Source organism: Propioniciclava sinopodophylli, from assembly GCF_004324755.1.
GTDB lineage: Bacteria > Actinomycetota > Actinomycetes > Propionibacteriales > Propionibacteriaceae > Propioniciclava > Propioniciclava sinopodophylli.
The window spans coordinates 170,051-194,277 of the sequence record NZ_SDMQ01000005.1 but is presented as its reverse complement, the minus strand read 5'-3'; the positions used below and the strand labels follow the sequence as shown (position 1 = coordinate 194,277).

Here is a 24,227-nt window from a genome sequence, read left to right as displayed (position 1 = left end):
GTGAGGCGTTCAAGCGTCTGGTCGAGTCGCACGCGGTCAGCAACCGGCGTGCGGTGGAGCAGGCCGCGGATCGTCACGACGAAGCCGGGTTGCGTAGCTTCGAGCAGCGCACCGCCGACGGCCTCATCGCCCTCGTTGCTGGTCGGTCGCCTGAGCCGGCCCGGTTCGGTGAACCTGCCGAAGGGCACCGGGCCCCTGAGCGTGTCGAAGGGTCCAAGCCGCACTCGATGAGCTCCGCTACCCGACCTGGGTTCCCTGGGTCTGCGGAAGTGTCCTCGTCCCAGGCTGGGGCTTCGGCAAGATTCGCCACACGGACCGGCCCGCCTGTGAAGCCGACCGTGGTGGTCACCCTGTCCTTCGACGACGTCTTGAACCGGGTCGAGCAGGCCGGGGTGCTGGCCAGCGGCGAGCAGGTCACCGCCGGTGAACTGCGCCGGTTGGCGTGCGACGCCACCATCGTGCCGATCGTGCTGGGCTCGGCCAGCCAGCCCCTCGACGTGGGCCGCGACCAACGCCTGGTCACCCCCAGCATCCGCAAAGCCCTCGAACAGCGCGACAAGCGGTGTGCGTTCCCGGGCTGCCGGGTCCCGGCCTCGGGGTGTGAAGCACACCACATCGTCCCCTGGTGGCTGGGCGGCGAAACCGCCTTGGGCAACATGGTGCTCCTGTGCCCCCACCACCACGGCACCGTCGAACCCCACCGGTTCTTCGACCACAGCTCCCCACCCACGAGATGGACCGTCCACATCGCCCACGACGGACACCCCGTCTTCACCCCACCCACCCGAGTGGGCCAACCCCGGGCCCAGGCGCCCCTGCGCTCGAACCAACGCCAGGCCGACCAGCGAGACCTGATCAGCCGAGAGGTGGGGGAGGAGGCACCCCAGATCCTGATCGAATAACTTCTGCGATTGGTCTGTGCGTTCGATGGCAGGGGATCTTCACACCCCAGGCGCCCGCACCACCCGCACGTCGGCCGCGTCTGGGCCGCGGTGGGCCCAGACCAGCAGCTCCAGCGGCGTCCCGATGACGTGGTCGGTCGTCGCCCCCGGCAGCACCCGCGTCTCGAGACCGGCCGAGGGCCACGCCAACACGAGCCCACGGCCGTCCCGGCGGTGGAGCTGGCGCGCAGCGACGGCCGCCCGGCGCCATAGGGCCGCGAGCGTCGCGTCGTCCAGCACGGTGGGCGGCAGGGGATTGGCGCGCACGATGTCCTCGGTGTGGACCGCGTACTCGCCGAGGTGGTGACGCCACGCGGAGCGAGGGGAGTCGAGGACCAGCGGCATGAACGGCGACCGGTCGGCCAGGCGGGCGAGGGCGTCCTCGAAGCCGGACACCGTGGCCACGGCCATCCGGCGCTCGGTCAGCGGCGCGAGCCGGGGGAGCGCGATGCCGGGCCAGGACACCGGGTCATCGCGCAGCGTGAGCAGGTGTCCGACCAGGTGGCGCACAGTCCAGCCCTCGCACAGCGTCGGGGCATCCGGCCCGGCCGCGCGTGCGGCGTCCACGAACCAGTCGCGGGCCGCGAGGACGCGACGCCAGGCCTCAGAACCCCGCGTGGGTGGCGAGGAGCTCATCCTTGACCTCCGGCGGCCCGACGAGCTGCACGTCGGCGTCCGTCATGCGGCCGAACGCGAACAGCAGCAGCTCGGACGGCTTGCCCACGATGATCACCGTGGTGTCGCCCGCCTTGGCCCGCAGCCGCTGCGGGCGGTCGGTGCGCTCCAGCATGATGCCGCACGGCGCCTTGCGGAACAGCGCCTTGGCGGTCGTGTTGAGGCCCTTGGCGACGTGGTCCTCGAAGTCTGGCCCCTTGTCGCGCGGAGGCAGGCCGGCGGGGCGCCGGACGTCCTCGGTGTGCACGAAGAACTCGGTGGTGTTGGCCAGTTCGTCCAGCATGGGGACGGCGAACAGCGAGATCGGCCGCGGCCCGCGCCGGATCTGCTCCACCAGCTCGGGGTAGAGCCAGCGCCGCTTGGTCGCCTCCATGCGGGAGGCGGTCACGTCGGCCAGGGCACCGATCAGCAGCCCTGGGGCGGCGGACGGGTCGTTCTCGCGCACCCACACGTGCGCGGCCAGGTCGTGGCTCGTCCAGCCCTCGCAGAGCGTCGGCGCGTCCGGGCCCACCTCCGCCAGCGCGTCACACAGTGCCGTCCGTTCCTGCGCAGCAAAACCCATGCCGCCCACCCTAGCCGCGGGTCGGAGGCCGCGCGGCGGCTGCGGTGGGGCGTGGAAGAATGGCGCGCATGTCCCACACCCTCGACCCGGCCATCGCGTCCGCCCTCAAGCGCACGCCGGACGGCCTCGTCGCTGCCGTCGTCCAGGACGCGACGACCGGAGCCGTCCTCATGCAGGCCTGGATGGACGACGCCGCCCTGGCCCGCACGCTGGCGACCCGCGAGGCGACGTACTGGTCGCGCTCGCGTTCGGAGCAGTGGATCAAGGGGCTCACCAGCGGACACACGCAGCACGTCCGCACCGTCCGCCTCGACTGTGACGGCGACACCGTCCTGCTGACCGTCGACCAGGTCGGCGGGGCCTGTCACGTCGGCGACACCACCTGCTTCGACGCCCGCGAACTGCTGGGTGAGGAGGACGCATGACCTTCCCGATCACCCCCGACCTCGAGCGCTTCCGCACCCTCGCGTCCGAGCAGGGCCGTCGCATCGTGTCGGTCTGGACGCGCCTGCTCGGCGACGACATCACCCCCGTCGGGCTCTACCACCACCTGTGCGGCGACCGCACGAACACGTTCCTGTTCGAGTCCGCCGAGGCCGGCGTGTGGGCGCGCTACTCGATCGTCGGCGTCAACGCCTCGGCCGTCCTGACCGAGCGAGACGGGCAGGCCACGTGGTCAGGCCGCGAACTGGCCAACCTGCCCACCGGCGGCGATCCGCTGGCCGTGCTCGCCGAGACCCTCGAGCGCCTCCACACCCCCTACGACGACGCGCTGCCCCCGATGACCTCGGGCATGGTCGGCTACCTCGGCTACGACATCGTCCGCCGCCTCGAACGCCTGCCGGACGCCAACCCCGACGACCTGGGCCTGCCGGAGGTCGTCATGATGCTGGCCGCCGACGTCGCCGTCCTCGACCACCACACCGGCGAGGTGTGGCTGGTCGCGAACGCGATCAATTACGACGACACGTCCGAACGTGTCGACGAGGCGTACGCGGACGCCTGCGCGCGCTTGCACGCCATGGTCGCGCGACTGCAGGAGCCCGCCGAGCCGCTGCTCAGCCTGCGGCCCGAGGAGCCCGGCGAGGTCGACGTGACCCGCCAGCGCACCCAGCCCGAGTTCGAGGACGCCGTGCGCGCGGCCGTCGAGGAGATCCGGGCCGGCGAGGCCTTCCAGATCGTGGTGAGCCAGCGCTTCGAGGTTCCGTGCGGCGCCGACGCCCTCGACGTCTACCGGGTGCTGCGCCGCAGCAACCCGAGCCCCTACCTCTACCTTCTGCGGCTGGACGACCTCGCGATCGTGGGCTCCAGCCCCGAGGCACTCGTGACGGTGCACGACCGGAACGTGCTCACCCACCCGATCGCCGGCTCCCAGCCACGCGGCGCCACCCCCGAGGCGGACGCCGCCAACGAGGCCCGCCTTCTGGCCGACCCCAAGGAGCGCGCCGAGCACCTCATGCTGGTCGACCTCGGCCGCAATGACCTCGGCCGCGTCTGCGTGCCCGGTACGGTCAGCGTGGTGGAGTTCATGACCGTGCGCCGCTACAGCCACATCATGCATCTGGAGTCGACCGTTGTCGGCGAGCTCACCGAGGGCCGCACCGCGCTGGACGCCACCCTGTCCTGCTTCCCGGCCGGCACGCTCTCGGGTGCCCCGAAGGTGCGCGCGATGGAGATCATCGACCGCCTCGAGGTGTCCCGGCGCGGGCTCTACGGCGGCGTGGTCGGCTACTTCGACTTCGCCGGCAACTCCGACGTCGCCATCGCCATCCGCACCGCAGTGCTCAAGGACGGGCGCGCGTACGTACAGGCCGGCGGCGGCATCGTCGCCGACTCCGACCCCGCGTCGGAGGATCTCGAGTCCCGCAACAAGGCCGCGGCAGCGCTGCGGGCCGTGGCCACGGCGTCCGGCATGCGGCGGCTGGCGTGAGGTTCGACACCCGGTTGGTCGCCGCGGCGGCCGCCCTCGCGGCCATCGGCGCCGCCCTGTGGGGCGACTGGTGGACGGTCAGCTGGGCCGACGGCCTCGCCGGGGCGGGCGCCCAGGGCATCGGGGGCAGCGGGGGGACCGGCGGGCTCGCCGCGCTGCTCCCGGCCGTCGTGCTCGCGGTGGTGCTGACCACGCTCACCCTCGGCGCCACCGGACGCCGCGTCGTCGGTGTGGTCGCCCTGCTGGCCGGGCTCGCGATGGCCGCCCTGGGCTTCGCCGGGGCCAACCCGGCCGACGCGGTCGTCGAGCAGCACGTGGCCCTCGCCGCGCTGGGCGCCGACTGGACACTGGCGCGCACGGCCGTCCCGGCCACCTATGGTGTGCTCGGCCTCTTGGTCGCCGGGGCTTCGGCCCTCTGGGTCGCCCGACCACCCGCGCGCAGGGTCAGGACGGCCGCCGCGGCGAGTGGCGACGTGACAGACCCGGTGGCTTCTTGGAAAGCTATGGACGCAGGACACGATCCGACCGACGAAGGGGACCGAGCATGAGCAGCACCGTCGAGAAGTACCACCACGGCAAGACGCCGGCGGCCTGGACCTCCATGGTCATCGCCAGCATCGGTGCGCTCATCGCCACCGTGGGCTTCTTCCTCAACATCAACTGGGCCGTCGTCTGGGTCGGCCTCGGCGTCATGGTCGCCGCCGCCATCGTGGGTGGAGTCATGGTGAAGCTCGGCTACGGCCAGGAGCTCATCGAAGGGGAGAAGCACTAGTCGTGGGCGTCCTCGACGACATCGTCGTCGGCGTCCGGGAGGATCTGGCGGTCCGCCAGGCCCGGCGCAGCCTGTCCGACCTGATGGACGCCGTGGCCGCGATGCCTCCGACCCGCCCGGTCGTGGACGCCCTCGCGGCCCGCGGTCTGTCCGTCATCGCCGAGGTCAAGCGCAGTTCGCCGTCCAAGGGCGCCCTGGCCGACATCCCCGACCCCGCCGCCCTGGCTGCCGAGTACGCGGCCGGGGGAGCCGCCGTCATCTCGGTGCTCACCGAGAAGCGCCGCTTCGGCGGCTCGCTGGAGGACCTCGTCGCCGTCCGCGCCGCGGTCGACACCCCCGTCCTGCGCAAGGACTTCATCGTCACCGAGTACCAGCTGTGGGAGGCCCGCGCCGCCGGTGCCGACCTCGCCCTGCTGATGTGCTCGGCGCTGGACGACCACGACCTGAACCGCCTCCACGCGCTTGCGCTCGAGCTCGGGCTCACCCCGCTCGTCGAGGTGCACACCCCCGACGAGGCGCACCGCGCGGTCGACCTCGGTGCCGCCGTCGTCGGCATCAACAACCGCAACCTGCAGACCCTCGAGGTCGACATCGCCCAGTTCGAGACTCTGGTGGACCTCATCCCGGCCGACCGCGTCCGGGTGGCCGAGTCGGGCATTCTGTCGGTAGCGGACGTCGAGCGCGTCGCCGCCGCCGGCGCCGACGCGGTCCTCGTGGGCGAAGCCCTCGTGCGTCACGGCGACCCGCGCGCGTCGGTTGCCGCCTTCATCGAGGCCGGGAGCGCCGCGCAGCCGAAGTGAGACGGCTCGCCGGGTCGGACGAGCCCCCGCGACTAGAGTGACGCAGGTGAACGAACCCACCACGCTGCCCGACAAGGGCGGGCACTACGGAATCTTCGGCGGGCAGTACGTCCCCGAGGCCCTCAACGCTGCGTTGACCCAGCTCGACCGCGAGTTCGACCTCGCGATGGCCGACCCCGCCTTCGTCGCCGAGCTCAACCGCCTGCGCGTGGAGTACTCCGGCCGGCCGACCCCCATCACCGAGCTTCCGCGGCTCAGCGCACTGGCCGGTAACGCCCGCATCGTCGTCAAGCGCGAGGACCTCAACCACACCGGCTCGCACAAGATCAACAACGTGCTCGGCCAGGCGCTGCTCTCCAAGCGCATGGGCAAGTCGCGCGTGATCGCCGAGACCGGCGCCGGCCAGCACGGCGTCGCCACCGCGACCGCCGCCGCCCTGCTCGGCCTGGAGTGCCGCGTCTACATGGGCAAGGTCGACACCGACCGGCAGGCACTCAACGTCGCGCGCATGCAGTTGCTCGGCGCCGAGGTGATCGCCGTCGAGTCCGGGTCGGCGACCCTGAAGGACTCCATGAACGAGGCCATGCGCGATTGGGTGGCCTCCGTCGATGACACGCACTACCTCATCGGCACGGTCGCCGGCCCGCACCCGTTCCCGCGCATGGTCAAGGAGTTCCAGCGCGTGATCTCCACCGAGGCCCGCGCCCAGCTGCTCGAGCGCTACGGCGAGCTTCCGTACGCGGTCGCGGCCTGCGTCGGCGGCGGCTCGAACGCGATGGGTATGTTCGCCGACTTCATCGACGACCCCGAGGTGAAGCTGTACGGCTTCGAGGCCGAGGGAGATGGCATCCCCACCGGCCGCCACGCGGCGTCCATCACGGGCGGGTCGATCGGCGTCCTGCACGGCATGCGCACCTACGTCCTCCAGGACGAGGACGGCCAGACCGTCGAATCGCACTCCATCTCCGCCGGCCTCGACTACCCCGGCGTCGGCCCCGAGCACGCCTGGCTGGCGGCGTCCGGACGCGGCACGTACGAGCCCGTCACCGACGCCGAGGCCATGGAGGCCTTCAAGCTCATCACCCAGACGGAGGGCATCATGCCCGCCATCGAGTCCGCCCACGGCATCGCCGGCGCGATCCGCCTGGGCCGTCGCCTCGCCGAGGAACAGCCCGACCTGTCCCCCCTGATCTGCGTGTGCCTGTCGGGCCGCGGCGACAAGGACGTGGCGTCCGCCCTGAAGTGGTTCGACCTCGACGGCACGCCCGACGAGACCGTGGGGGGATTCTGATGACGGACATGCGGGCGGCTGAGCCCGTCAAGGCCCCCGGAGCCCAGCTGGCGGGCGCCGGCATCTCCGGGCGGCGCATCCTCGCCGCCAAGGCCGAGGGGCGCGCCGCGCTCGTGGGTTACCTCCCCGTCGGCTACCCCGACGTCGACACCTCCCTGGACGCCATGCGCGCGCTGTGCCGACCCGGCGACGGGCCCGGGGTCGACATGGTCGAGATCGGCCTGCCGTACTCCGACCCGATCCTGGACGGTCCCGTCATCCAGCGCGCCGGCACGACCGCTCTCAAGCGTGGCGTCCGCACCCGCGACGTCCTGCGTGCGGTCGAGGCCGTCGCCGAGGCCGGCGCGACCCCGCTGTGCATGACGTACTGGAACCTCGTGGACCGCTACGGCGTGGACGCCTTCGCCCGCGATTTCGCCCAGGCCGGGGGAGCGGGCCTGATCACCCCCGACCTGACCCCCGACGAGGCCGAGGAGTGGATGGTCGCCTCCGAGGAGCACGGGCTCGACCGGATCTTCCTGGTGTCGCCGAGCTCCACCGAGGAGCGCATCATCGCCACCGCCCGCGCGTGCCGCGGCTGGGTGTACGCGACCGCGGTGATGGGCGTGACCGGCGCCCGCCAGCGGACCTCCTCGCAGGCCCCGCAGCTGGTGGCCCGTCTCCGTGAGCTCGCCCCCGACACCCTCGTGGGCGTCGGCCTGGGCGTGAGCAACGGCGCGCAGGCGGCCGAGGTGGGTTCGTTCGCGGACGCCGTGATCGTTGGTTCGGCCCTCATCAAGCCGATGCTGGCCGCCGAGGACGCGGGCACCCCCGCCGACCTCAGCGGCCTGCGCGCGGTGGTGGCCGACCTCGCCGCGGGGGTCCGCTCGGCGTAGGGCATGATGGGTGCCGTGCTCTCGCTCCTGTCGATCCCCAGCCCGGACATCAGCAAGTTCTCCATCGGACCGCTGACGATCCACATCTACGCACTGTGCCTGATGGCGGGCATGGTGTTCGCGTGGTGGCTGGGCTCGCGGCGGTGGAAGCAGCGCGGCGGGCTGGCCGAGACCTTCGAGACGATCGTGCTGGTCGCGATCCCCGCCGGCATCATCGGCGCCCGCATCTACCACGTCCTCACGCACTGGGAGGACTACTTCGCCCCCGGCCGCAACCCGTGGAGCGCCTTCTTCATCTGGGAGGGCGGCATCGCGATGTTCGGCTCGCTGATCGGCGGCGCCATCGGCGCGGCCGTCACCGCGCGCATCCTGGGCGCCCGCCTCACGGCGTTCGCGGACGCGCTGGCCCCCGGCCTGATCATCGCCCAGGCCATCGGCCGGCTCGGCAACTGGTTCAATCAGGAACTGTTCGGCGGCCCCGACGACGGCCCGCTCGGCCTCGAGATCGACCCGCAGTTCCGCCCGGCCGAGTACACCGACGTGCCGACCTTCCAGCCCACGTTCCTCTACGAGCTGAGCTGGAACCTGGCCGGGGGCCTGTTGCTGCTGGCGATCGACCGCAAGTTCAAGCTCGGCTGGGGCAAGCTGTTCGCCCTGTACGGCGTCGTCTACGGCACGGGCCGGTTCTGGATCGAGGGCATCCGCACCGACTTCAGCTACTACTTCGGCCCGCTGCGCACCAACCAGGTCACCGCGCTCCTCATCGCGCTGGCCGGCCTGGCCTACTTCCTGGTCTCCAGCAAGCTCCGCCCGGGCCGCGAGCCGTGGGTCGAGCGCAAGGGCGTCGGCGGCCCCGACCACGTCGAGGCGTCCGAATCCTGAACGGTGTCCGCGCCCGTAACACGCGCGCAACACATCACGCGTTAGTCTGCGACAGCGGCATGCGGTAGTGGCCAGGAAGTTGCTCCACCAGGGGTGGCTGCCACACAGCCCGTTGGCGCAGGAGACACACGTGAACATGCACCACAACAGGCCTGCCCAAGGCCTTTACCGACCCGATTTCGAACACGACGCGTGCGGCGTCGCCTTCGTCGCCCACCTGAGCGGCGAGGCCACCCACGCCATCGTCTCCCAAGGCCTGCTGGCCCTGGAGAACCTGGACCACCGCGGCGCCACCGGCGCCGACGAAGCCGCCGGTGACGGCGCGGGCATGTTGCTCCAGGTCCCCGACCGACTCTTCCGCGAGACCGTCGACTTCGTGCTGCCGCCCGCCGGCGGCTACGCGGTCGGCATGGCGTTCCTGCCCGCCGACGCCCCCGCGCGGCTCACCGCGAAACTCCGCATCGAGCACCTCGCCATCGAAGAGGGCCTGCGCGTCCTCGGGTGGCGCATGGTTCCGATGAGCGGCGACACCCTCAGCCCCGTGACGCTGGCGGTCATGCCACACATGGAGCAGCTGTTCGTCACCGCCGGCCGGGCGACCGGCATCGACCTCGACCGCCGCGTGTACCCGCTCAACAAGCGCGTGCGCACCGAGGTGGGTGTCTACTTCGCCTCCCTCAGCGCCCGCACGACGGTCTACAAGGGCATGCTCACCACCCAGCAGCTCGGCGAGACCTTCCCCGACCTGCTCGACGAGCGCACCGAGAGCGCGCTGGCGCTGGTGCACAGCCGTTTCTCCACCAACACGTTCCCGAGCTGGGAGCTGGCCCACCCGTTCCGCTACATCGCGCACAACGGAGAGATCAACACGGTCCAGGGCAACCGCAACTGGATGCGCGCCCGCGAGGCGCTGTTGGAGACCGACCTCATCCCGGGTGACCTCGACCGGCTCTTCCCGATCTGCACGCCCGGTGCGTCCGACTCGGCGAGCTTCGACGAGGTGTTGGAACTGCTGCACCTGGGCGGCCGCTCCCTGCCGCACGCGGTGCTGATGATGATCCCCGAGGCGTGGGAGAACCACGACGAGATGGACGCCGCCCGCCGCAACTTCTACTCCTTCCACAGCTCGGTCATGGAGCCGTGGGACGGCCCGGCGGCCGTCTGCTTCACAGACGGCACCCTGATCGGCGCCACCCTGGACCGCAACGGCCTGCGCCCCGGCCGGTACTGGGTGACCGACGACGGCCTGGTGGTGTTCGCGTCCGAGGCCGGCGTCCTCCCCATCGACCAGTCCTCCGTGGTCGAGAAGGGCCGCCTCCAGCCCGGCCGCATGCTGCTGGTCGACCTGGCCCAGCACCGCCTCATCGGCGACGACGAGGTCAAGGCCGGCCTGGCCGCCGAGCATCCCTACGCCGAGTGGGTCGCAGAGCGGCTCACCCTCGACGACCTGCCCGAGCGCCAGCACGTCGTGCACAGCGCGGCGTCCGTCTCGCGCCGCCAGCAGGTGTTCGGCTACACCAACGAGGAGCTCCGCACGATCATCGCCCCGATGGCCCAGACCGGCGCCGAGCCGATCGGGTCGATGGGCACCGACACCCCGGTCGCCGTCCTGAGCGACCGCCCGCGGCTGCTGTTCGACTACTTCAGCCAGCTGTTCGCCCAGGTCACCAACCCGCCGCTGGACGCCATCCGCGAGGAGCTCGTCACCTCGCTGGCCGGCTCGGTCGGGCCCGAGGCCAACCTGCTGTCGGCCGGCCCCGACTCGTGCCACCAGATCGTGATCCCGTACCCGGTGCTCGACTCCGACGAGCTGGCCAAGCTCGTGCGGATCAACCGCGACGGCACCATGCCGGAGTTCGCCTCCCACGTCGTCCGTGGGCTCTACCGCCTGTTGGACGGCCCCGAGGAGCTGGCCCGCCGCATCGACGAGATCTGCGCCGAGGTCAGCGCCGCCATCGCCGACGGGGCGCGCATCATCATCCTGAGCGACCGGCACAGCAACATCGACTTCGCGCCGATCCCGTCGCTGCTCCTCACCTCCGCCGTCCACCACCACCTGGTGCGCGAGAAGACCCGCACGCAGGTCGGCCTGGTGGTCGAGGCCGGCGACGTCCGCGAGGTGCACCACGTGGCGCTGCTGGTCGGCTACGGCGCGGCCGCGGTCAACCCCTACCTCGTGTTCGAGTCGGCCGAGGACCTGGCCCGCCGCGAGATGTACGTCACGGTCGACCCCGAAAAGGCGCTCGCCAACGTCCGCAAGGCGCTCGGCAAGGGCGTCCTCAAGGTCATGAGCAAGATGGGCGTCTCCACGATCGCGTCCTACACGGGCGCCCAGATCTACGAGGCCCTGGGGTTGGCGTCCGACTTCGTCGACCGCTACTTCACGGGCACGACCAGCCGCGTCGAGGGCATCGGGCTGGGCGAGATCGCCCGGGAGATCCAGGCCCGCCACGACGTGGGGTACCCGGTCGACCGCCGCACGGTCGCGCACCGCACGCTGGAGACCGGCGGGGAGTACAAGTGGCGCCGCGAGGGCCCGCCCCACCTGTTCGACCCGGAGACGGTGTTCCGCCTCCAGCACGCGACGCGGGAGAAGCGCTACGACATCTTCAAGCAGTACACCGCCCGCGTCGACGACCAGGCCAGGCGCCTGATGACGCTTCGCGGCCTGCTGGAGTTCGACACGGGCGTCCGCGAGCCGATCAGCATCGACGAGGTCGAGCCGGTCAGCGAGATCGTCAAGCGGTTCTCCACCGGCGCGATGAGCTACGGCTCCATCAGCCAGGAGGCGCACGAGACGCTCGCCATCGCGATGAACCGCCTCGGCGGGAAGTCCAACACCGGTGAGGGCGGCGAAGACCCGGAGCGCCTCTACGACCCGGCACGCCGCTCGGCGATCAAGCAGGTGGCGTCCGGCCGCTTCGGCGTCACGAGCGACTACCTGACCAACGCCGACGACATCCAGATCAAGATGGCCCAAGGCGCCAAGCCCGGCGAGGGCGGCCAGCTGCCCGGCCAGAAGGTGTACCCGTGGGTCGCCGGCACCCGGCACTCCACGCCCGGCGTCGGCCTGATCTCTCCGCCGCCGCACCACGACATCTACTCGATCGAGGACCTGAAGCAGCTGATCCACGACCTCAAGTGCGCCAACCCGGTCGCCCGCATCCACGTGAAGCTGGTCGCCGAGGTGGGCGTGGGCACCGTCGCCGCGGGCGTCAGCAAGGCCAAGGCGGATGTCGTGCTCATCTCCGGCCACGACGGCGGTACCGGCGCGGCGCCGCTCACCTCGCTCAAGCACGCGGGCGGCCCGTGGGAGCTCGGCCTGGCCGAGACCCAGCAGACGCTGCTGCTCAACGGCCTGCGCGACCGCATCGTCGTCCAGGTGGACGGCCAGCTCAAGACCGGCCGCGACGTCGTCATCGGCGCCCTGCTGGGCGCGGAGGAGTTCGGCTTCGCGACGGCCCCGCTCGTGGTGAGCGGCTGCATCATGATGCGCGTCTGCCACCTGGACACCTGCCCGGTGGGCGTCGCCACGCAGAACCCCGAGCTGCGCGCGAAGTACGCCGGCCACGCCGACTTCCTGGTGAACTTCTTCGAGTTCATCGCGCAGGAGGTCCGCGAGCACCTGGCCGCGCTCGGCTTCCGGTCCATCGAGGAGGCCGTCGGCCACGTCGAGGTGCTGCGCACCAAGGAGGCCGTCGACCACTGGAAGGCGGCGGGCCTGGACCTGGCGCCGATCCTGCACCGGGTCAAGACCGACGGGCCCCTGCACCGGGTCACGACCCAGGACCACGGACTGACGACCAAGCTCGACAACGAGCTGATCGCGCAGGCCGCGCCCGCGCTCGAGCGGGGCGAGGGCGTCCGCATCGAGCGGGCGGTGACCAACGTCGACCGCACGGTGGGCACGATGCTCGGCAACGCGGTGACCAGGGCCACGCGCGGCAAGGGCCTGCCGGCCGACACCATCGACATCACCCTGACGGGAACCGGTGGCCAGAGCTTCGGGGCGTTCGTGCCCGCCGGCGTCACGCTGCGCCTGGTCGGCGACACGAACGACTACTTCGGCAAGGGCCTGTCCGGTGGGCGCCTGTCCGTCCGCCCGGCCGAGGACGCGCCGTTCGTCGCCGAGGAGCAGATCGTCGCCGGCAACGTCATCGCCTACGGGGCGACCTCCGGTGAGCTGTTCATCCGGGGCCGGGTCGGCGAACGATTCTGCGTCCGCAACTCGGGCGCGACCGCCGTCGTCGAAGGCGTGGGCGACCACGCGTGCGAGTACATGACCGGCGGCGAGGCGCTGATCCTCGGCCCGACCGGGCGCAACGTGGGCGCCGGCATGTCCGGCGGACTCGCGTGGGTGCTCGACCTGAACCGCGACCGGGTCAACACCGAGCTGGTGGACCCCGTCGACCTCACCGACTCCGACGTCGACCGCATCGAGACGCTGCTGCGTCGCCATGTGGACATGACCGGCTCCGCCGTCGCCCAGCGCCTGCTGGACTCCGGAGCGCCGGCCTGGCGGGGGCGCTTCACGAAGCTGCTGCCGCGTGACTACGCCCGGGTGCTCGCCGCCCGCGCGGACGCCGAGGCCGCCGGCCTCTCGACCGACGAGACGGTCGCCAAGATGATGGAGGCCGCTCATGGCTGATCCGAAGGGCTTCATGAAGGTCGAGCGCCAGCTCGCCGAGCGCCGCAACCCCGCCGAGCGCGTCAAGGACTGGGACGAGGTCTACCCGGGCAGCCCCGGCCGGGCCGTGCTGCCGATCATCCGCCAGCAGGCGTCGCGCTGCATGGACTGCGGCATCCCGTTCTGCCACACCGGCTGCCCGCTGGGGAACCTCATCCCGGAGTGGAACGACCTCATCCACCTCGACCAGTGGCGGGCCGCCACCGACCGGCTGCACGCGACGAACAACTTCCCCGAGTTCACCGGACGCCTCTGCCCGGCCCCCTGCGAGACGGCCTGCGTGGTCGGCATCAACCGGGAGCCGGTGACCATCAAGAACATCGAGGTCGCCATCGCGGACAAGGCCTGGGACGACCGCCGCGTCATCCCGGTCGTGCCGGAGTGGCACACCAACAAGACCGTGGCCGTGGTCGGCTCGGGGCCGGCCGGGCTCGCGGCCGCCCAGCAGCTGACCCGCTCGGGGCACACGGTCGTGGTGTACGAGCGCGCCGACGACATCGGCGGGCTGCTGCGCTACGGCATCCCCGAGTTCAAGATGGAGAAGAAGGTCCTCAACCGGCGGCTGAAGCAGATGCGCCAGGAAGGCACGGTCTTCAAGCCGAACACCACGATCGGCGTGGACATCACCGGCGAGCAGCTGCGCGACCGGTTCGACGCGGTGGTGCTGGCGGTCGGCTCGACGGTGCCGCGCGACCTGCCGATCCCGGGGCGCGAGCTGTCCGGCATCCACCAGGCCATGGAGTTCCTGCCCCAGGCGAACAAGGTGGCCGTCGGCAAGCAGGTCGAGGGTCAGATCACCGCGACCGGCAAGCATGTGGTCGTCATCGGCGGCGGCGACACGGGCAGCGACTGCATCGGCACGTCCCTGCGCCAGGGGGCGGCCTCCGTCACCCAGCTGGAGATCATGCCGACCCCGCCGCAGGAGCGTCCGGGCAGCCAGCCGTGGCCGACCTACCCAATGATCCTGCGCGTGAGCACCTCTCACGAGGAGGGTGAGGTCGGGCGCTTGTACTCGGTCTCGACCAGCGAGTTCACGGGCAGCGACGGGCGGGTCACTGGCCTGCGACTGTCGGAGGTCGCGCTGGGCGCGGGCGGGTTCGCCCCGGTCGAGGGCACCGAGCGGGAGATCCCCGCCGACCTGGTGCTGCTCGCGATGGGGTTCGTCGGCCCGGAGAGGTCCGGTCTGGTCGAGGAACTGGGCGTAGAGCTGGACGCCCGCGGCAACATCGTCCGCGACGACTCGTTCCAGACGTCAGTGCCCGGGGTGTTCGTCGCCGGGGACGCCGGCCGCGGCCAGTCGCTCATCGTGTGGGCCATCGCGGAGGGCCGCAGCGCCGCCAACGGGGTGGACTCCTTCCTGCAGGGCAGCTCCGTGCTGCCCAAGCCCATCCTGCCCACGGAACGGCCGTTGGTCGTGTGACGGACGGGTGCGCGGTGCGCGGCCGACGGCCAACGGATGGCAGCTCGCCTTCGACCGGATCGTGAAGACCGACAGCGACGCCACCGTCGGGATAGGTGGCATCGTGCGGTACCGCGCGCCGTCGTAGTCCCTTGGCCGTGTCGGGGCCAACTGGCAGGATGCGGCCATGAGGGAGCATCCACGCGTCGCCATCGTCGGAGCCGGGCCCTCCGGGTTGTACGCGGCGGGCGCGCTGCTCAAGGGGGACGAGGACGTCCGCATCGACATCCTCGACCGCCTGCCGACGCCGTACGGCCTGCTCCGGTACGGGGTCGCGCCCGACCACACGAGCCTGCAGGGCATCCAGCGGGTACTCGCCGAACCCTTCGCGTCCGACCGCGTCAGGTTCTTCGGCCTGGTCGAACTGGGCCAGGACATCACCGCGGACGAGCTGCGCCGGGGCTACGACGCGGTCGTGTACGCGGCAGGCGCGGCCGAGGACCGGCGCCTCGACGTCCGAGGCGAGGACCTCACCGGCAGCCACTCGGCCCGTGAATTCGTCGCCTGGTACAACGGACACCCTGACGCCGAGCCCCATGCGCTCGCGGGCGTCGAGGCTGCCGTGACCTTCGGCGTCGGCAACGTGGCCGTCGACGTCGCCCGCATCCTGCTGGCCGACCCCGGCCGCCTGTCCGTCACCGACATGCCCGAGGCCGTGCTCGCCGAACTCACCGGCCACCACGTCGCGGACGTGTGGGTCGTCGGACGCCGCGGGCCCGAGCACGCCACGTTCACCACCACCGAGTTGCGCGAGCTTCTCACCCTGGAGGGGGTGCAGCCCGTCCTGCACGACCCCGTGCCGGACGACCCGCCGGACGCGGACCGCCGGGTCCGGCAGAACCTCGAGGCGCTCCGTGCGGCGGAATCCCGGGTCGTCGAGGCTCCGCGCGCCCGGCTGCACTTGGCGTTCTGGCGGCGTCCTGTGGAACTGGTCGGTGCCAGCGCCGTCCGCGCGGTGGTCCTGGAACGGACGGTGATGGACGCGACCGGGCAGGTCGCGGGGACGGGAGAACGGGAAGTGGTGCCCGCCCAGCTCGTGCTGCGGGCCATCGGCTACCGGGGCAAGCCCTTGCCCGGCGTGCCGTTCGACCCTGAGCGGGGCGTGGTGCCCCACGTCGACGGGCGGGTGGTGGACAACGCGGGAGTGCGTCCCGGGGAATACGTCGTCGGCTGGATCAAGCGGGGTCCGCTGGGCGTCATCGGCACCAACAAGTCGGACGCCGCCGCCACCGTCCGGGCGCTGCTCGCCGACCTGGAGGCGGGGCAGTTGCCCGCACCGTCCGGGCCGGACGCCGCCGAGCTGCTCGCCGGCCGGGGACGCGCGGCGTCCACCTTCGCCGACTGGGAGCGCATCGACGCCGCCGAGCAGGCCGCGGGCGAACGGTTCGGGCGCCCCCGGGTCAAGGTCGCCACGTGGCACGCCCTCACCGACCTCGTCCGGCACGGCCGCCCCGGGGGTCCGCTGGAGCACGAGGACGACCCCGCCTGACGCGGCGGGGCTCAGCCCCGCGGCGGGTTGGCCAGGTCCGTGACCCGCAGGAGGGTCGACTTGCCGAACAGGGACTCGACCAGGTCGACGGCGAGCTCCGCGGTGGCGTTGCGGACGTCCAGGGCCGTGTTCACCTCGACGATGTCGAGCGAGCCGAGGCGTCCGGTGTCGGCGATCATCTCCATGACCAGGTGGGCCTCGCGGTAGGTCGGGCCGCCCACGACGGGGGTGCCGACGCCGGGGGCGACGCTCGGGTCGACGAAGTCAAGGTCGAGCGAGAGGTGGAGGTGCGTGGCGGCGTCCACCGAGGCGAGCACGCGGGTCATGGCGCGGCGCGTCCCGACCTCGTCGAGGAAGCGCATGTCGTAGACGGCCAGCCCCGACTCGGCGAGGAACCGCTTCTCGCCGGGGTCAACGCTGCGCAGGCCGACCTGGTGGATCTGGTCGGCGGTGATGGCCGGCACCTGGTCCGACATGCCGGTGAGCTCGGCGGGGCCGTGCCCGAGCAGGCACGCCACGGGCATGCCGTGGATGTTGCCCGACGGCGTCATCTCGTTGGTGTTGATGTCGGCGTGAGCGTCGACCCAGATGATCAGCAGCTTCTTGCCCGCGGCGCGGCAATGGGCGGCCACCGCCGAGATCGACCCGATGGCCAGGGAGTGGTCGCCCCCCAGCAGGATCGGCAGTCGGCCCTCGGCCAGTTCGACCGCCACGGCGTCGCGCACCGCGTGGTTCCAGGCCGTCACCTCGGGCAGGTGCTTGTAGCCGTCCACCGGCTCCCGGCGGGGGTTGGGCGGGCCCGCCACGTCGCCGATGTCGCGGACGTCGTTGCCCAGGGCGCGCAGGCCCGAGGCGAGGCGCGCGACGCGCAGCGCTCCGGGGCCGAGGCGGCAGCCCGCGAGGGACGCGCCGACGTCGGTGGGGGCGCCGATGAGGCTGATCTGGGCCATGCCGGTCCTTCCGTGGGTTCGCCGTCCGATCGAAGCACGTGCGGCGGCTCGGCGCAATCGCCGCAACCGGCTGGGGTGAGCCGGTGTCAGGAACTGTCACCGGCCCAAGCTAGGGTTGGGCACTCGGGAGGTTGACCTAGAACATGGGCGATGGATTCGTTCACCTGCACTGCCACTCTGAGTTTTCGATGCTGGACGGCGCCGCGCGCCTGAAGGCGCTGGTCAAGGGCGCGGAGGAGATGGGCATGACCGCGCTCGCGGTCACCGACCACGGCAACGTGTTCGGTGCGTACGAGTGGTACCGCACGGCCAAGGGCAGCCCCGTGAAGCCGATCATCGGCCTGGAGGCGTACCTCACGCCCAAGACGCACCGCAGCGAGCGCAAGCGCGTCCAGTTCGGCGACGGCACCGGTGACGACGTCGCCTCCAAGGGCGCCTACACCCACATGACGATGTGGGCCGCCAACAACGAGGGCATGCACAACCTGTTCCGGCTGAGCTCCCTGAGCTCGCTGGAGGGCTTCTTCTACAAGCCGCGCGCCGACCGCGAGCTGCTGCAGCGCTACGGCAAGGGGCTCATCGCCACGACGGGCTGCCCCTCGGGCGAGGTGCAGACCTACCTGCGGCTGGGCCAGTACGAGCAGGCCGTCGCCTCGGCCGCCGAGTTCCGCGACATCTTCGGGGCGGGCAACTTCTACGTCGAGCTGATGGACCACGGGCTCGACATCGAGACCCGCGTGCGCGCCGACCTGCTGCGCCTGGCCAAGGAGCTCGCCCTGCCCCTGGTGGCCACCAACGACCTGCACTACGTGCACGCCTCGGACGCCGACGACCACGACACCCTGCTGTGCGTGAGCGCCGGCGCGAACAAGGACACGCCCGGCCGCTTCAAGTTCGACGGCACGGGCTACTACCTCAAGAGCCCCGCCGAGATGCGGCTGCTGTTCAGCAACCTCCCCGAGGCCTGCGACAACACCCTGGCCATCGCCGAGCAGTGCGAGGTCTCCTTCGACGAGGGCACCGGCACCTACATGCCGGAGTTCCCGGTGCCCGAGGGCGAGACGGAGGAGTCGTGGTTCCACAAGGAGGTGCGCCGGGGGCTTGAGGCGCGGTTCCCCGACGGCGTGCCCGACTACGCCACGCAGCAGGCCGAGTTCGAGGAGCAGGTCATCATCGGCAAGGGCTACGCCGGGTACTTCCTGGTCGTCGCCGACTACATCAGGTGGGCCAAGGAGAACGGCATCCGCGTCGGCCCCGGCCGAGGCTCGGGCGCCGGCTCGATGTGCGCGTTCGCCATGAGGATCACCGACCTCGACCCGGTGCCCCACGGCCTGATCTTCGAGCGCTTCCTCAACCCCGAGCGCCCCTCGATGCCCGACTTCGACGTCGACTTCGACGAGCGCCGTCGGGGCGAGGTCATCCAGTACGTCACCGAGAAGTACGGCGACGACCGCGTGTGCCAGATCGTCACCTACGGCACCATCAAGGCCAAGCAGGCGATCAAGGACGCGGGCCGCGTGCTTGGCAAGCCGTACGCGCTGGGCGACCAGATCACGAAGGTGTACACGCCGGCCCAACAGGGCAACGACGTCTCGATCGCCGACGTGTTCAACGCCGAGCACGAGCGTTATGGCGAGGGCACCGAGTTCCGCGAGCTGTACAACGCCGACCCCGACGTGAAGGAGGTCGTCGACACCGCCCGCGGCATCGAGGGCCTCAAGCGCCAGTGGGGCGTCCACGCCGCCGGCGTCATCATGTCCAGCAAGCCGCTGATGGACGTCATCCCGATCATGAAGCGGGAGCAGGACGGCCAGATCATCACCCAGTTCGACTACCCGAGCTGCGAGAACCTCGGCTTGGTCAAGATGGACTTCCTGGGCCTGCGCAACCTGACGATCCTCGACGACGCCGTCAAGAACGTGAAGATCAACGCCGGCGTCGACCTCGACCTGGACGCCCTGGCCCGCGAGCCGGACGACCCGAAGACCTACGAGCTGCTGGCCCGCGGCGACACGCTCGGCGTGTTCCAGTTCGACGGCTCGGGCTACCGCGCCCTGTGCCGGCTCATGCGCCCGGACAAGTTCGCCGACATCACCGCCCTCGGTGCGCTGTACCGCCCGGGCCCGATGGGCACGAACACCCACGTCAACTACGCGATGCGCAAGAACGGCCAGCAGCCCGTCACGCACATCCACCCCGAGCTGGAGGAACCCCTCGACAAGCTGCTGGGCGAGACCTACGGCCTGCTGGTCTACCAGGAGCAGGTCATGCAAATCGCGCAGGAGCTGGCCGGGTACAGCCTCGGCGCTGCAGACCTGCTCCGTCGGGCGATGGGCAAGAAGAAGAAGTCCGTCCTCGACGCGGAGTTCGTGAACTTCGAATCCGGCATGAAGGCCAACGGCTTCTCCTCGGCGGCCATCAACGCCCTGTGGGAGACGATGGTGCCGTTCTCGGCGTACGGCTTCAACAAGTCGCACGCGGCCGCCTACGGGGTGGTGTCGTACTGGACGGCCTACCTCAAGGCGCACTACCCGGCCGAGTACATGGCCGCGCTCCTGGAGTCGGTGCGCGACGACAAGGACAAGTCGGCGATCTACCTGGCCGAGTGCCGCCACATGGGCATCAAGGTGCTGCCGCCCGACGTCAACGAGTCCCAGGGCCGGTTCACCCCGGTCGGGACGGACGTCCGCTTCGGGCTGGGCGCCATCCGCAACGTCGGCAACAACGTGGTGGACGGCATCATGGAGGCGCGCGCCGAGCACACGGCGGCAAAGGACTTCAACGACTTCCTCGACAAGGTGCCCGCCGTCGTGTGCAACAAGCGCGTCATCGAGTCCTTGATCAAGGCCGGCGCCTTCGACTCCCTCGGCCACACCCGCCGCGGCCTCCTGGAGGTCTTCGAGCAGAAGGTCGACGAGGTCGTCTCGCTCAAGCGCAACCAGGCCCTGGGGCAGGATGACCTGTTCGGCGACTTCTTCGGCGGCGACGACGCCGACGGGGCCGGCGCGCTGGCGTCCAGCCCCGTGCCCGACCTGCCCGAGTGGGAGAAGATGACCAAGCTCGCCTTCGAGCGTGAGATGCTGGGCCTCTACGTGAGCGACCACCCCCTCTACGGGCTGGAGCACGTGCTCGCGGCCAACCGCGACCTGGGCATCCAGCAGCTGACGGGCGAGGACGGGCCGCGCGAGGGCATCGTCACCATCTGCGGCATGATCACCGGCATCCAGCGCAAGCAGACCAAGGACGGCAAGGTCTGGGCGATCCTCACGGTGGAGGACCTGGACGCCTCCATCGAGGTCATGGTGTTCAACAAGGCCTACATGCCGGTGGCCACGTCGCTGGGCACCGACGTGATCGTGCGCATCAAGGGACGCCTGCGCGAGCGCGACGAGTCGGTGGAGCTCACGGCGTCCGACGTGTCGTTCCCCGACGTCAGCGCCGGCCCGTCCGGCCCCGTGACCATCTCGCTGCCGACCTCGCGGTGCACCCCCGAGGTCGTGGAGCAGCTGAAGTTCACGCTCCGCCAGCACCCCGGGACCCAGGAGGTGCGCGTCCGGCTGGTCAGCCCGCAGCGAGCCACGGTGTGGAAGCTGGACGACCGGCTGCGCGTCCAGCAGAGCGGCTCGCTGGTCGCCGACCTCAAGGCACTGTTGGGTCCCTCCTGTGTCAGCGCCTAGCATGCCGACCATGAGGTTCCGACGGACGGTCAGCCGGGTGCTCGGGCTCACGGCCCTGGCGCTGCTGGTCGGCGCCGTCGCGGCCCTGCTGTGGGCCAACGTCTCGGTGCTGCCGCGTTGGACGGTCTACCCCGACGGCCACGCGGAAATGACCGACCTCGACCGCACGCAGGTGTTCTCCGCCACGTTCTGGTACTCGGTCCTGGCCGTCTTCGGCGGCCTGGCGATCGGGGTGGCAGCGTGGGCGCGGTTGCGGCGCATCGGCTGGCCGGTGGCGGTCATCACCGGCGCGCTGGCCGTCGTCGGCGGCCTGACCTGCTGGTGGCTGGGCGAGGTCTTCGGCCCCGGCCCGTTCGCCGAGCGGCTCGCCGCCGCCCAGGCCGGGGATCAGGTCGCGGTCGCCCTCCAACTGCAGGCACCCTCGGCGCTGGCCATCTGGGTGTTCGCCGCCGTGGCGGTCCCGCTGTTCGCCGCCTCGCTCGGCCCGGAGATGGTGCGACAGGAGGCGCCGGCCGTCGAGCCCGCCCCCGAGCGGACCGACGTCGATGTCTGAGCGCACCCTCGAGGTCGAGCGGAAGTTCACCGCCCCGGCCGACGTCGCCCCCGACTTCGGCGGGCTGGTCGAGGTCGCCTCGTCCCAGCCGTTCAGTCTGGACGCGACTTACCACGACACGCTGTCGTGCGCGCTGGCCGACGCCGGCTGGTCGCTGCGCCGGCGCGTCGGCGGCAAGGACGACGGCTGGCACCTGAAGCGCCCCGCGGCGGGTGGGGCCCGCACCGAGGTGCAGGCGCCCGACGGCGACACCATGCCGGACGCGCTGCGCCAGGAGGCCCGCGAGGTCGCCGGCCTGTCCGCGGTCGTGCCGGTGGCCCGGCTGCGGACGACGCGGGTCGAGTCGGCGCTCACCGCGGGCGGCGTGCTGGTGGCCTCGCTGGCCCGGGACGCGGTGCACGCGACCACGGCGGCCGGCGAGGAGTCGTGGGCCGAGATCGAGGTGGAACTGGAGCCCGGCGCGCCCGTCGGCCTGCTGGGCGCCCTGACCGAGCGGCTGCTCGCGGCGGGGGCGGTGCCCGCCCCGCACACGTCGAAGGTGGCCCGCGCGCTGGCGCCGGTACCGCGGCTTGAGCCACCGATCGACCCGGACGCCCCGGCGCGCCACGTGCTGCTGGCGTGGGCGTCCCGGCAGGTCGGGGTGCTGCAGGCGCTGGAGCCGGGCGTCCGCGCCGACGCCCCCGACCACGTGCACAAGGCGCGGGTGGCGACGCGGCGCCTGCGCAGCCTGCTGAAGACGTTCGCCCGCCTGTTCGACACCGCCCGCACCGACCCGCTGCGCGCCGAGCTGCGCTGGCTCGGAGCCGTGCTCGGCGAGCCCCGCGACGCCGAGGTGCTCCGCGAGGAGTTCGGCGACCTGCTCGCCGAACTGCGCGACGAGGTGCCCGCCGACGTCCGCGAGGGCATCCTCGGGCACCTGCGCGCCGAGCATGACCGGGCGCACGCCGCGCTCGTCGCCGAGCTCGACAGCCCACGCGCCCGGGCGCTGCGGGAGGCCCTGGTCAAGCTGCTGGTCGACCCGCCCCTCCGTGGCCGGGCGAGCCGCCCGGCCGGCGAGGTGCTGCCGCCGGCCCGGGACGCCGCGATCCAGCGCGTGGCGAAGCTGCTCCGCCGGGCCGAGGCCGACCCCGGGCACCTGGAGGGCTGGCACGAGGTGCGCAAGGCGGCCAAGGCTGTCCGTTACGCGACCGAGGCGATGGCCGACGCCGTCTCCGGCACGGACGCCGACGTCGCGGCCTGGGAGGCCGTCACCGAGGCGCTGGGCGAGCTGCAGGACACGGCGGTGGCCAGCGACCTGATCGCCCAGGTGGCGCGCAGCGCGTCCGCCGAGCCGGGCACGAGCGTGTGGCGGGTGCTGACCGACGCGCAGGCCGATCGTCGAGCGGCCGCCCTCGTCGAGGGGCGCCAAGCGCTCGCGGTGGTGCTGGACGGGGCCTGATCAGCCCTCGCGCGCGATGGGCGCGAACGTGGCCCCCGTGACGGCGGCCAGGTCGGCGGGCGCGAGCCCCACTTGGAGGCCGCGCTTCCCACCCGAGACGTACAGCCGGTCCAAGCCCTCGGCGGAGGAGTCGATGACCGTCGGCAACGGCGTCCGCTGGCCAAGGGGGGAGAGGCCCCCCACGACGTACCCCGACGAGCGCTCGGCCACCTTCGGTTCGGCCATCTCGACCCCCTTCACCCCCAGCGCGGCGGCGAGCGCCTTGAGGTCCAGGCGCCCCGCGACGGGCACGACGCCGACGGCCAGCTGCCGCGGCCCGGTGCTGACCACCAGGGTCTTGAACACGACGGCGGCGTCGAGGCCGGTCTCGCGGGTGACCTCCGCCCCGAAGCCGGTGGCGTCGTCGTGGTGGGCGTACTCGACGGGCTCGAACGCGACGCCGGCGGCGGTGAGGGCGTCCGTGGCGGGCGTACCGCCGGGGGCCTTGCGGCGGGCCATCAGCGGATCACCTGGACCAGAACCACGAGGATCGGGGCGAAGACCAGCGCGGGCAGCAGGTCACCCACGGGGATGTTCTTGAGCTTGAGCAGCCGGACGCCCAGTGCCATCAGCAGCACGCCGCCGGTGGCCGTCAGCGCGTCGATCTGCGCGGCGGAGAACAGGTCGCCGAGCAGGAAGGCCGCCAGCGTCAGGCTGCCCTGCACGATGCCGACGGCCACGGCCGAGAACACGACGCCCCAGCCCAGCGTGCTGGCGAAGGCGATGGCGGCGAAACCGTCCAGCACCGACTTCACCAGGAGCTGGTCGGCTCCGCGGCCCAGGCCGTCCGACATCGAGCCGAGGATCGTCAGCGGCCCCACGCAGAACAGCAGCGTCGGGGTGACGATGGCGTCCACGAAGGTGCCGGCGTCGCCGGTGGGGGCGAAGCGCGTCCGCAGCCAGGTGGCGCCCCACTCGAGACGCTCCTCGACCCGCAGCGCGGAGCCGACCACGGCACCGAACAGCAGGGAGCCCAGCACGATCAGCATGGGCGCGCCGGGGCCGACGGCCTCGGTGAGGGCGGCCGACGACATCGAAAGCGCCGAGCCGACGCCGAGGACCAACGTGATGAGGCCGAGGACGTCGGTGATCGTGCTGCTCGTCCGCGCGGGGATCCGATCGCCCAGCAGCCGCCCGATCACCGCGCCCGCGGCCACGGTGACCACGTTGGCGACCGTGCCGATACCGATGAACATGACAGCCATAG

General features: G+C 71.7%; 21 protein-coding genes. 15 read left to right on the top strand and 6 right to left on the bottom strand.

Going from position 1 to position 24,227, the window contains the following annotated elements; translation table 11 throughout:
• Positions 1-188 (bottom strand): hypothetical protein (locus ET989_RS15540; RefSeq protein ID WP_241656247.1); only part of this gene is annotated, 188 nt, incomplete at its 3' end.
• 39 nt (positions 189-227) lie between these two features.
• Between ET989_RS15540 and ET989_RS15535 the strand changes: the two genes are divergently transcribed.
• Positions 228-902: an HNH endonuclease signature motif containing protein gene (locus ET989_RS15535; protein ID WP_277751351.1), complete on the top strand. Its 675-nt coding sequence runs from the start codon at positions 228-230 to the stop codon at positions 900-902.
• Positions 903-941: 39 nt separating this feature from the next.
• Here the strand turns inward: ET989_RS15535 and ET989_RS07070 are convergent, their stop codons facing one another.
• Together ET989_RS07070 and ET989_RS07065 are read right to left on the bottom strand one after the other, a co-directional pair.
• Positions 942-1,577, bottom strand: a complete 636-nt coding sequence (locus ET989_RS07070) for a maleylpyruvate isomerase N-terminal domain-containing protein (RefSeq protein WP_131167836.1) — start codon at positions 1,575-1,577, stop codon at positions 942-944.
• A complete protein-coding gene (locus ET989_RS07065; protein WP_131167835.1) occupies positions 1,546-2,178 on the bottom strand; it encodes a TIGR03085 family metal-binding protein in 633 nt (210 codons plus the stop codon). Before ET989_RS07065 ends, ET989_RS07070 begins: the two co-directional genes overlap by 32 nt.
• Positions 2,179-2,246: 68 nt before the next feature.
• Between ET989_RS07065 and hisI the strand changes: the two genes are divergently transcribed.
• The 11 genes from hisI to ET989_RS07010 all read left to right on the top strand — a co-directional run bounded on the left by hisI (position 2,247) and on the right by ET989_RS07010 (position 16,363).
• Positions 2,247-2,603, top strand: coding sequence for a phosphoribosyl-AMP cyclohydrolase (gene hisI / locus ET989_RS07060; protein ID WP_241656245.1), 357 nt, complete (start codon positions 2,247-2,249; stop codon positions 2,601-2,603).
• On the top strand, positions 2,600-4,108 hold the full coding sequence (locus tag ET989_RS07055) for an anthranilate synthase component I (RefSeq protein WP_131167833.1): 1,509 nt from the start codon (positions 2,600-2,602) through the stop codon (positions 4,106-4,108). Before hisI ends, ET989_RS07055 begins: the two co-directional genes overlap by 4 nt.
• A complete protein-coding gene (locus ET989_RS07050) occupies positions 4,105-4,656 on the top strand; it encodes a Trp biosynthesis-associated membrane protein (RefSeq protein ID WP_131167832.1) in 552 nt (183 codons plus the stop codon). The genes ET989_RS07055 and ET989_RS07050 overlap by 4 nt, the downstream gene beginning before the upstream one ends.
• Positions 4,653-4,880 (top strand): HGxxPAAW family protein, encoded by a 228-nt coding sequence (locus tag ET989_RS07045; RefSeq protein WP_131167831.1) that lies wholly within the window; start codon positions 4,653-4,655, stop codon positions 4,878-4,880. The genes ET989_RS07050 and ET989_RS07045 overlap by 4 nt, the downstream gene beginning before the upstream one ends.
• A gap of 2 nt (positions 4,881-4,882) precedes the next feature.
• Complete coding sequence (trpC, locus tag ET989_RS07040; RefSeq protein ID WP_131167830.1) at positions 4,883-5,680, top strand: indole-3-glycerol phosphate synthase TrpC; 798 nt, start codon at positions 4,883-4,885, stop codon at positions 5,678-5,680.
• A gap of 37 nt (positions 5,681-5,717) precedes the next feature.
• On the top strand, positions 5,718-6,971 hold the full coding sequence (trpB, locus tag ET989_RS07035) for a tryptophan synthase subunit beta (protein WP_131167829.1): 1,254 nt from the start codon (positions 5,718-5,720) through the stop codon (positions 6,969-6,971).
• An 8-nt stretch (positions 6,972-6,979) separates the two neighbouring features.
• Positions 6,980-7,846: a tryptophan synthase subunit alpha gene (trpA, locus tag ET989_RS07030; protein ID WP_131167852.1), complete on the top strand. Its 867-nt coding sequence runs from the start codon at positions 6,980-6,982 to the stop codon at positions 7,844-7,846.
• A 6-nt stretch (positions 7,847-7,852) separates the two neighbouring features.
• Positions 7,853-8,728: a prolipoprotein diacylglyceryl transferase gene (lgt, locus tag ET989_RS07025; RefSeq protein WP_206662258.1), complete on the top strand. Its 876-nt coding sequence runs from the start codon at positions 7,853-7,855 to the stop codon at positions 8,726-8,728.
• 136 nt (positions 8,729-8,864) lie between these two features.
• The gene (gene gltB, locus ET989_RS07020) at positions 8,865-13,376 is read left to right on the top strand and encodes a glutamate synthase large subunit (protein WP_131167851.1); all 4,512 of its coding nucleotides are present in this window, start codon (positions 8,865-8,867) and stop codon (positions 13,374-13,376) included.
• On the top strand, positions 13,369-14,835 hold the full coding sequence (locus tag ET989_RS07015) for a glutamate synthase subunit beta (RefSeq protein WP_131167827.1): 1,467 nt from the start codon (positions 13,369-13,371) through the stop codon (positions 14,833-14,835). Before gltB ends, ET989_RS07015 begins: the two co-directional genes overlap by 8 nt.
• 166 nt (positions 14,836-15,001) lie before the next feature.
• On the top strand, positions 15,002-16,363 hold the full coding sequence (locus ET989_RS07010; RefSeq protein WP_131167826.1) for a ferredoxin--NADP reductase domain-containing protein: 1,362 nt from the start codon (positions 15,002-15,004) through the stop codon (positions 16,361-16,363).
• Positions 16,364-16,374: 11 nt separating this feature from the next.
• Here ET989_RS07010 and rocF read toward each other — a convergent pair whose 3' ends face one another.
• Positions 16,375-17,313, bottom strand: a complete 939-nt coding sequence (rocF, locus tag ET989_RS07005) for an arginase (RefSeq protein ID WP_131167825.1) — start codon at positions 17,311-17,313, stop codon at positions 16,375-16,377.
• Positions 17,314-17,456: 143 nt separating this feature from the next.
• On the opposite strand from rocF, the gene dnaE reads away from it, so the two are divergent.
• The 3 genes from dnaE to ET989_RS06990 are packed head-to-tail and all read left to right on the top strand — an operon-like array spanning position 17,457 to position 22,981.
• A complete protein-coding gene (dnaE, locus tag ET989_RS07000; protein ID WP_131167824.1) occupies positions 17,457-20,990 on the top strand; it encodes a DNA polymerase III subunit alpha in 3,534 nt (1,177 codons plus the stop codon).
• Between the two features lie 10 nt (positions 20,991-21,000).
• The gene (locus ET989_RS06995; RefSeq protein ID WP_131167823.1) at positions 21,001-21,543 is read left to right on the top strand and encodes a hypothetical protein; all 543 of its coding nucleotides are present in this window, start codon (positions 21,001-21,003) and stop codon (positions 21,541-21,543) included.
• On the top strand, positions 21,536-22,981 hold the full coding sequence (locus ET989_RS06990; RefSeq protein WP_131167822.1) for a CYTH and CHAD domain-containing protein: 1,446 nt from the start codon (positions 21,536-21,538) through the stop codon (positions 22,979-22,981). The genes ET989_RS06995 and ET989_RS06990 overlap by 8 nt, the downstream gene beginning before the upstream one ends.
• Here ET989_RS06990 and ybaK read toward each other — a convergent pair whose 3' ends face one another.
• A complete protein-coding gene (ybaK, locus tag ET989_RS06985) occupies positions 22,982-23,479 on the bottom strand; it encodes a Cys-tRNA(Pro) deacylase (RefSeq protein WP_131167821.1) in 498 nt (165 codons plus the stop codon).
• Positions 23,479-24,225, bottom strand: coding sequence for a DUF554 domain-containing protein (locus ET989_RS06980; RefSeq protein WP_241656242.1), 747 nt, complete (start codon positions 24,223-24,225; stop codon positions 23,479-23,481). Before ET989_RS06980 ends, ybaK begins: the two co-directional genes overlap by 1 nt.
• Between the last annotated feature and the right edge of the window lie 2 nt (positions 24,226-24,227).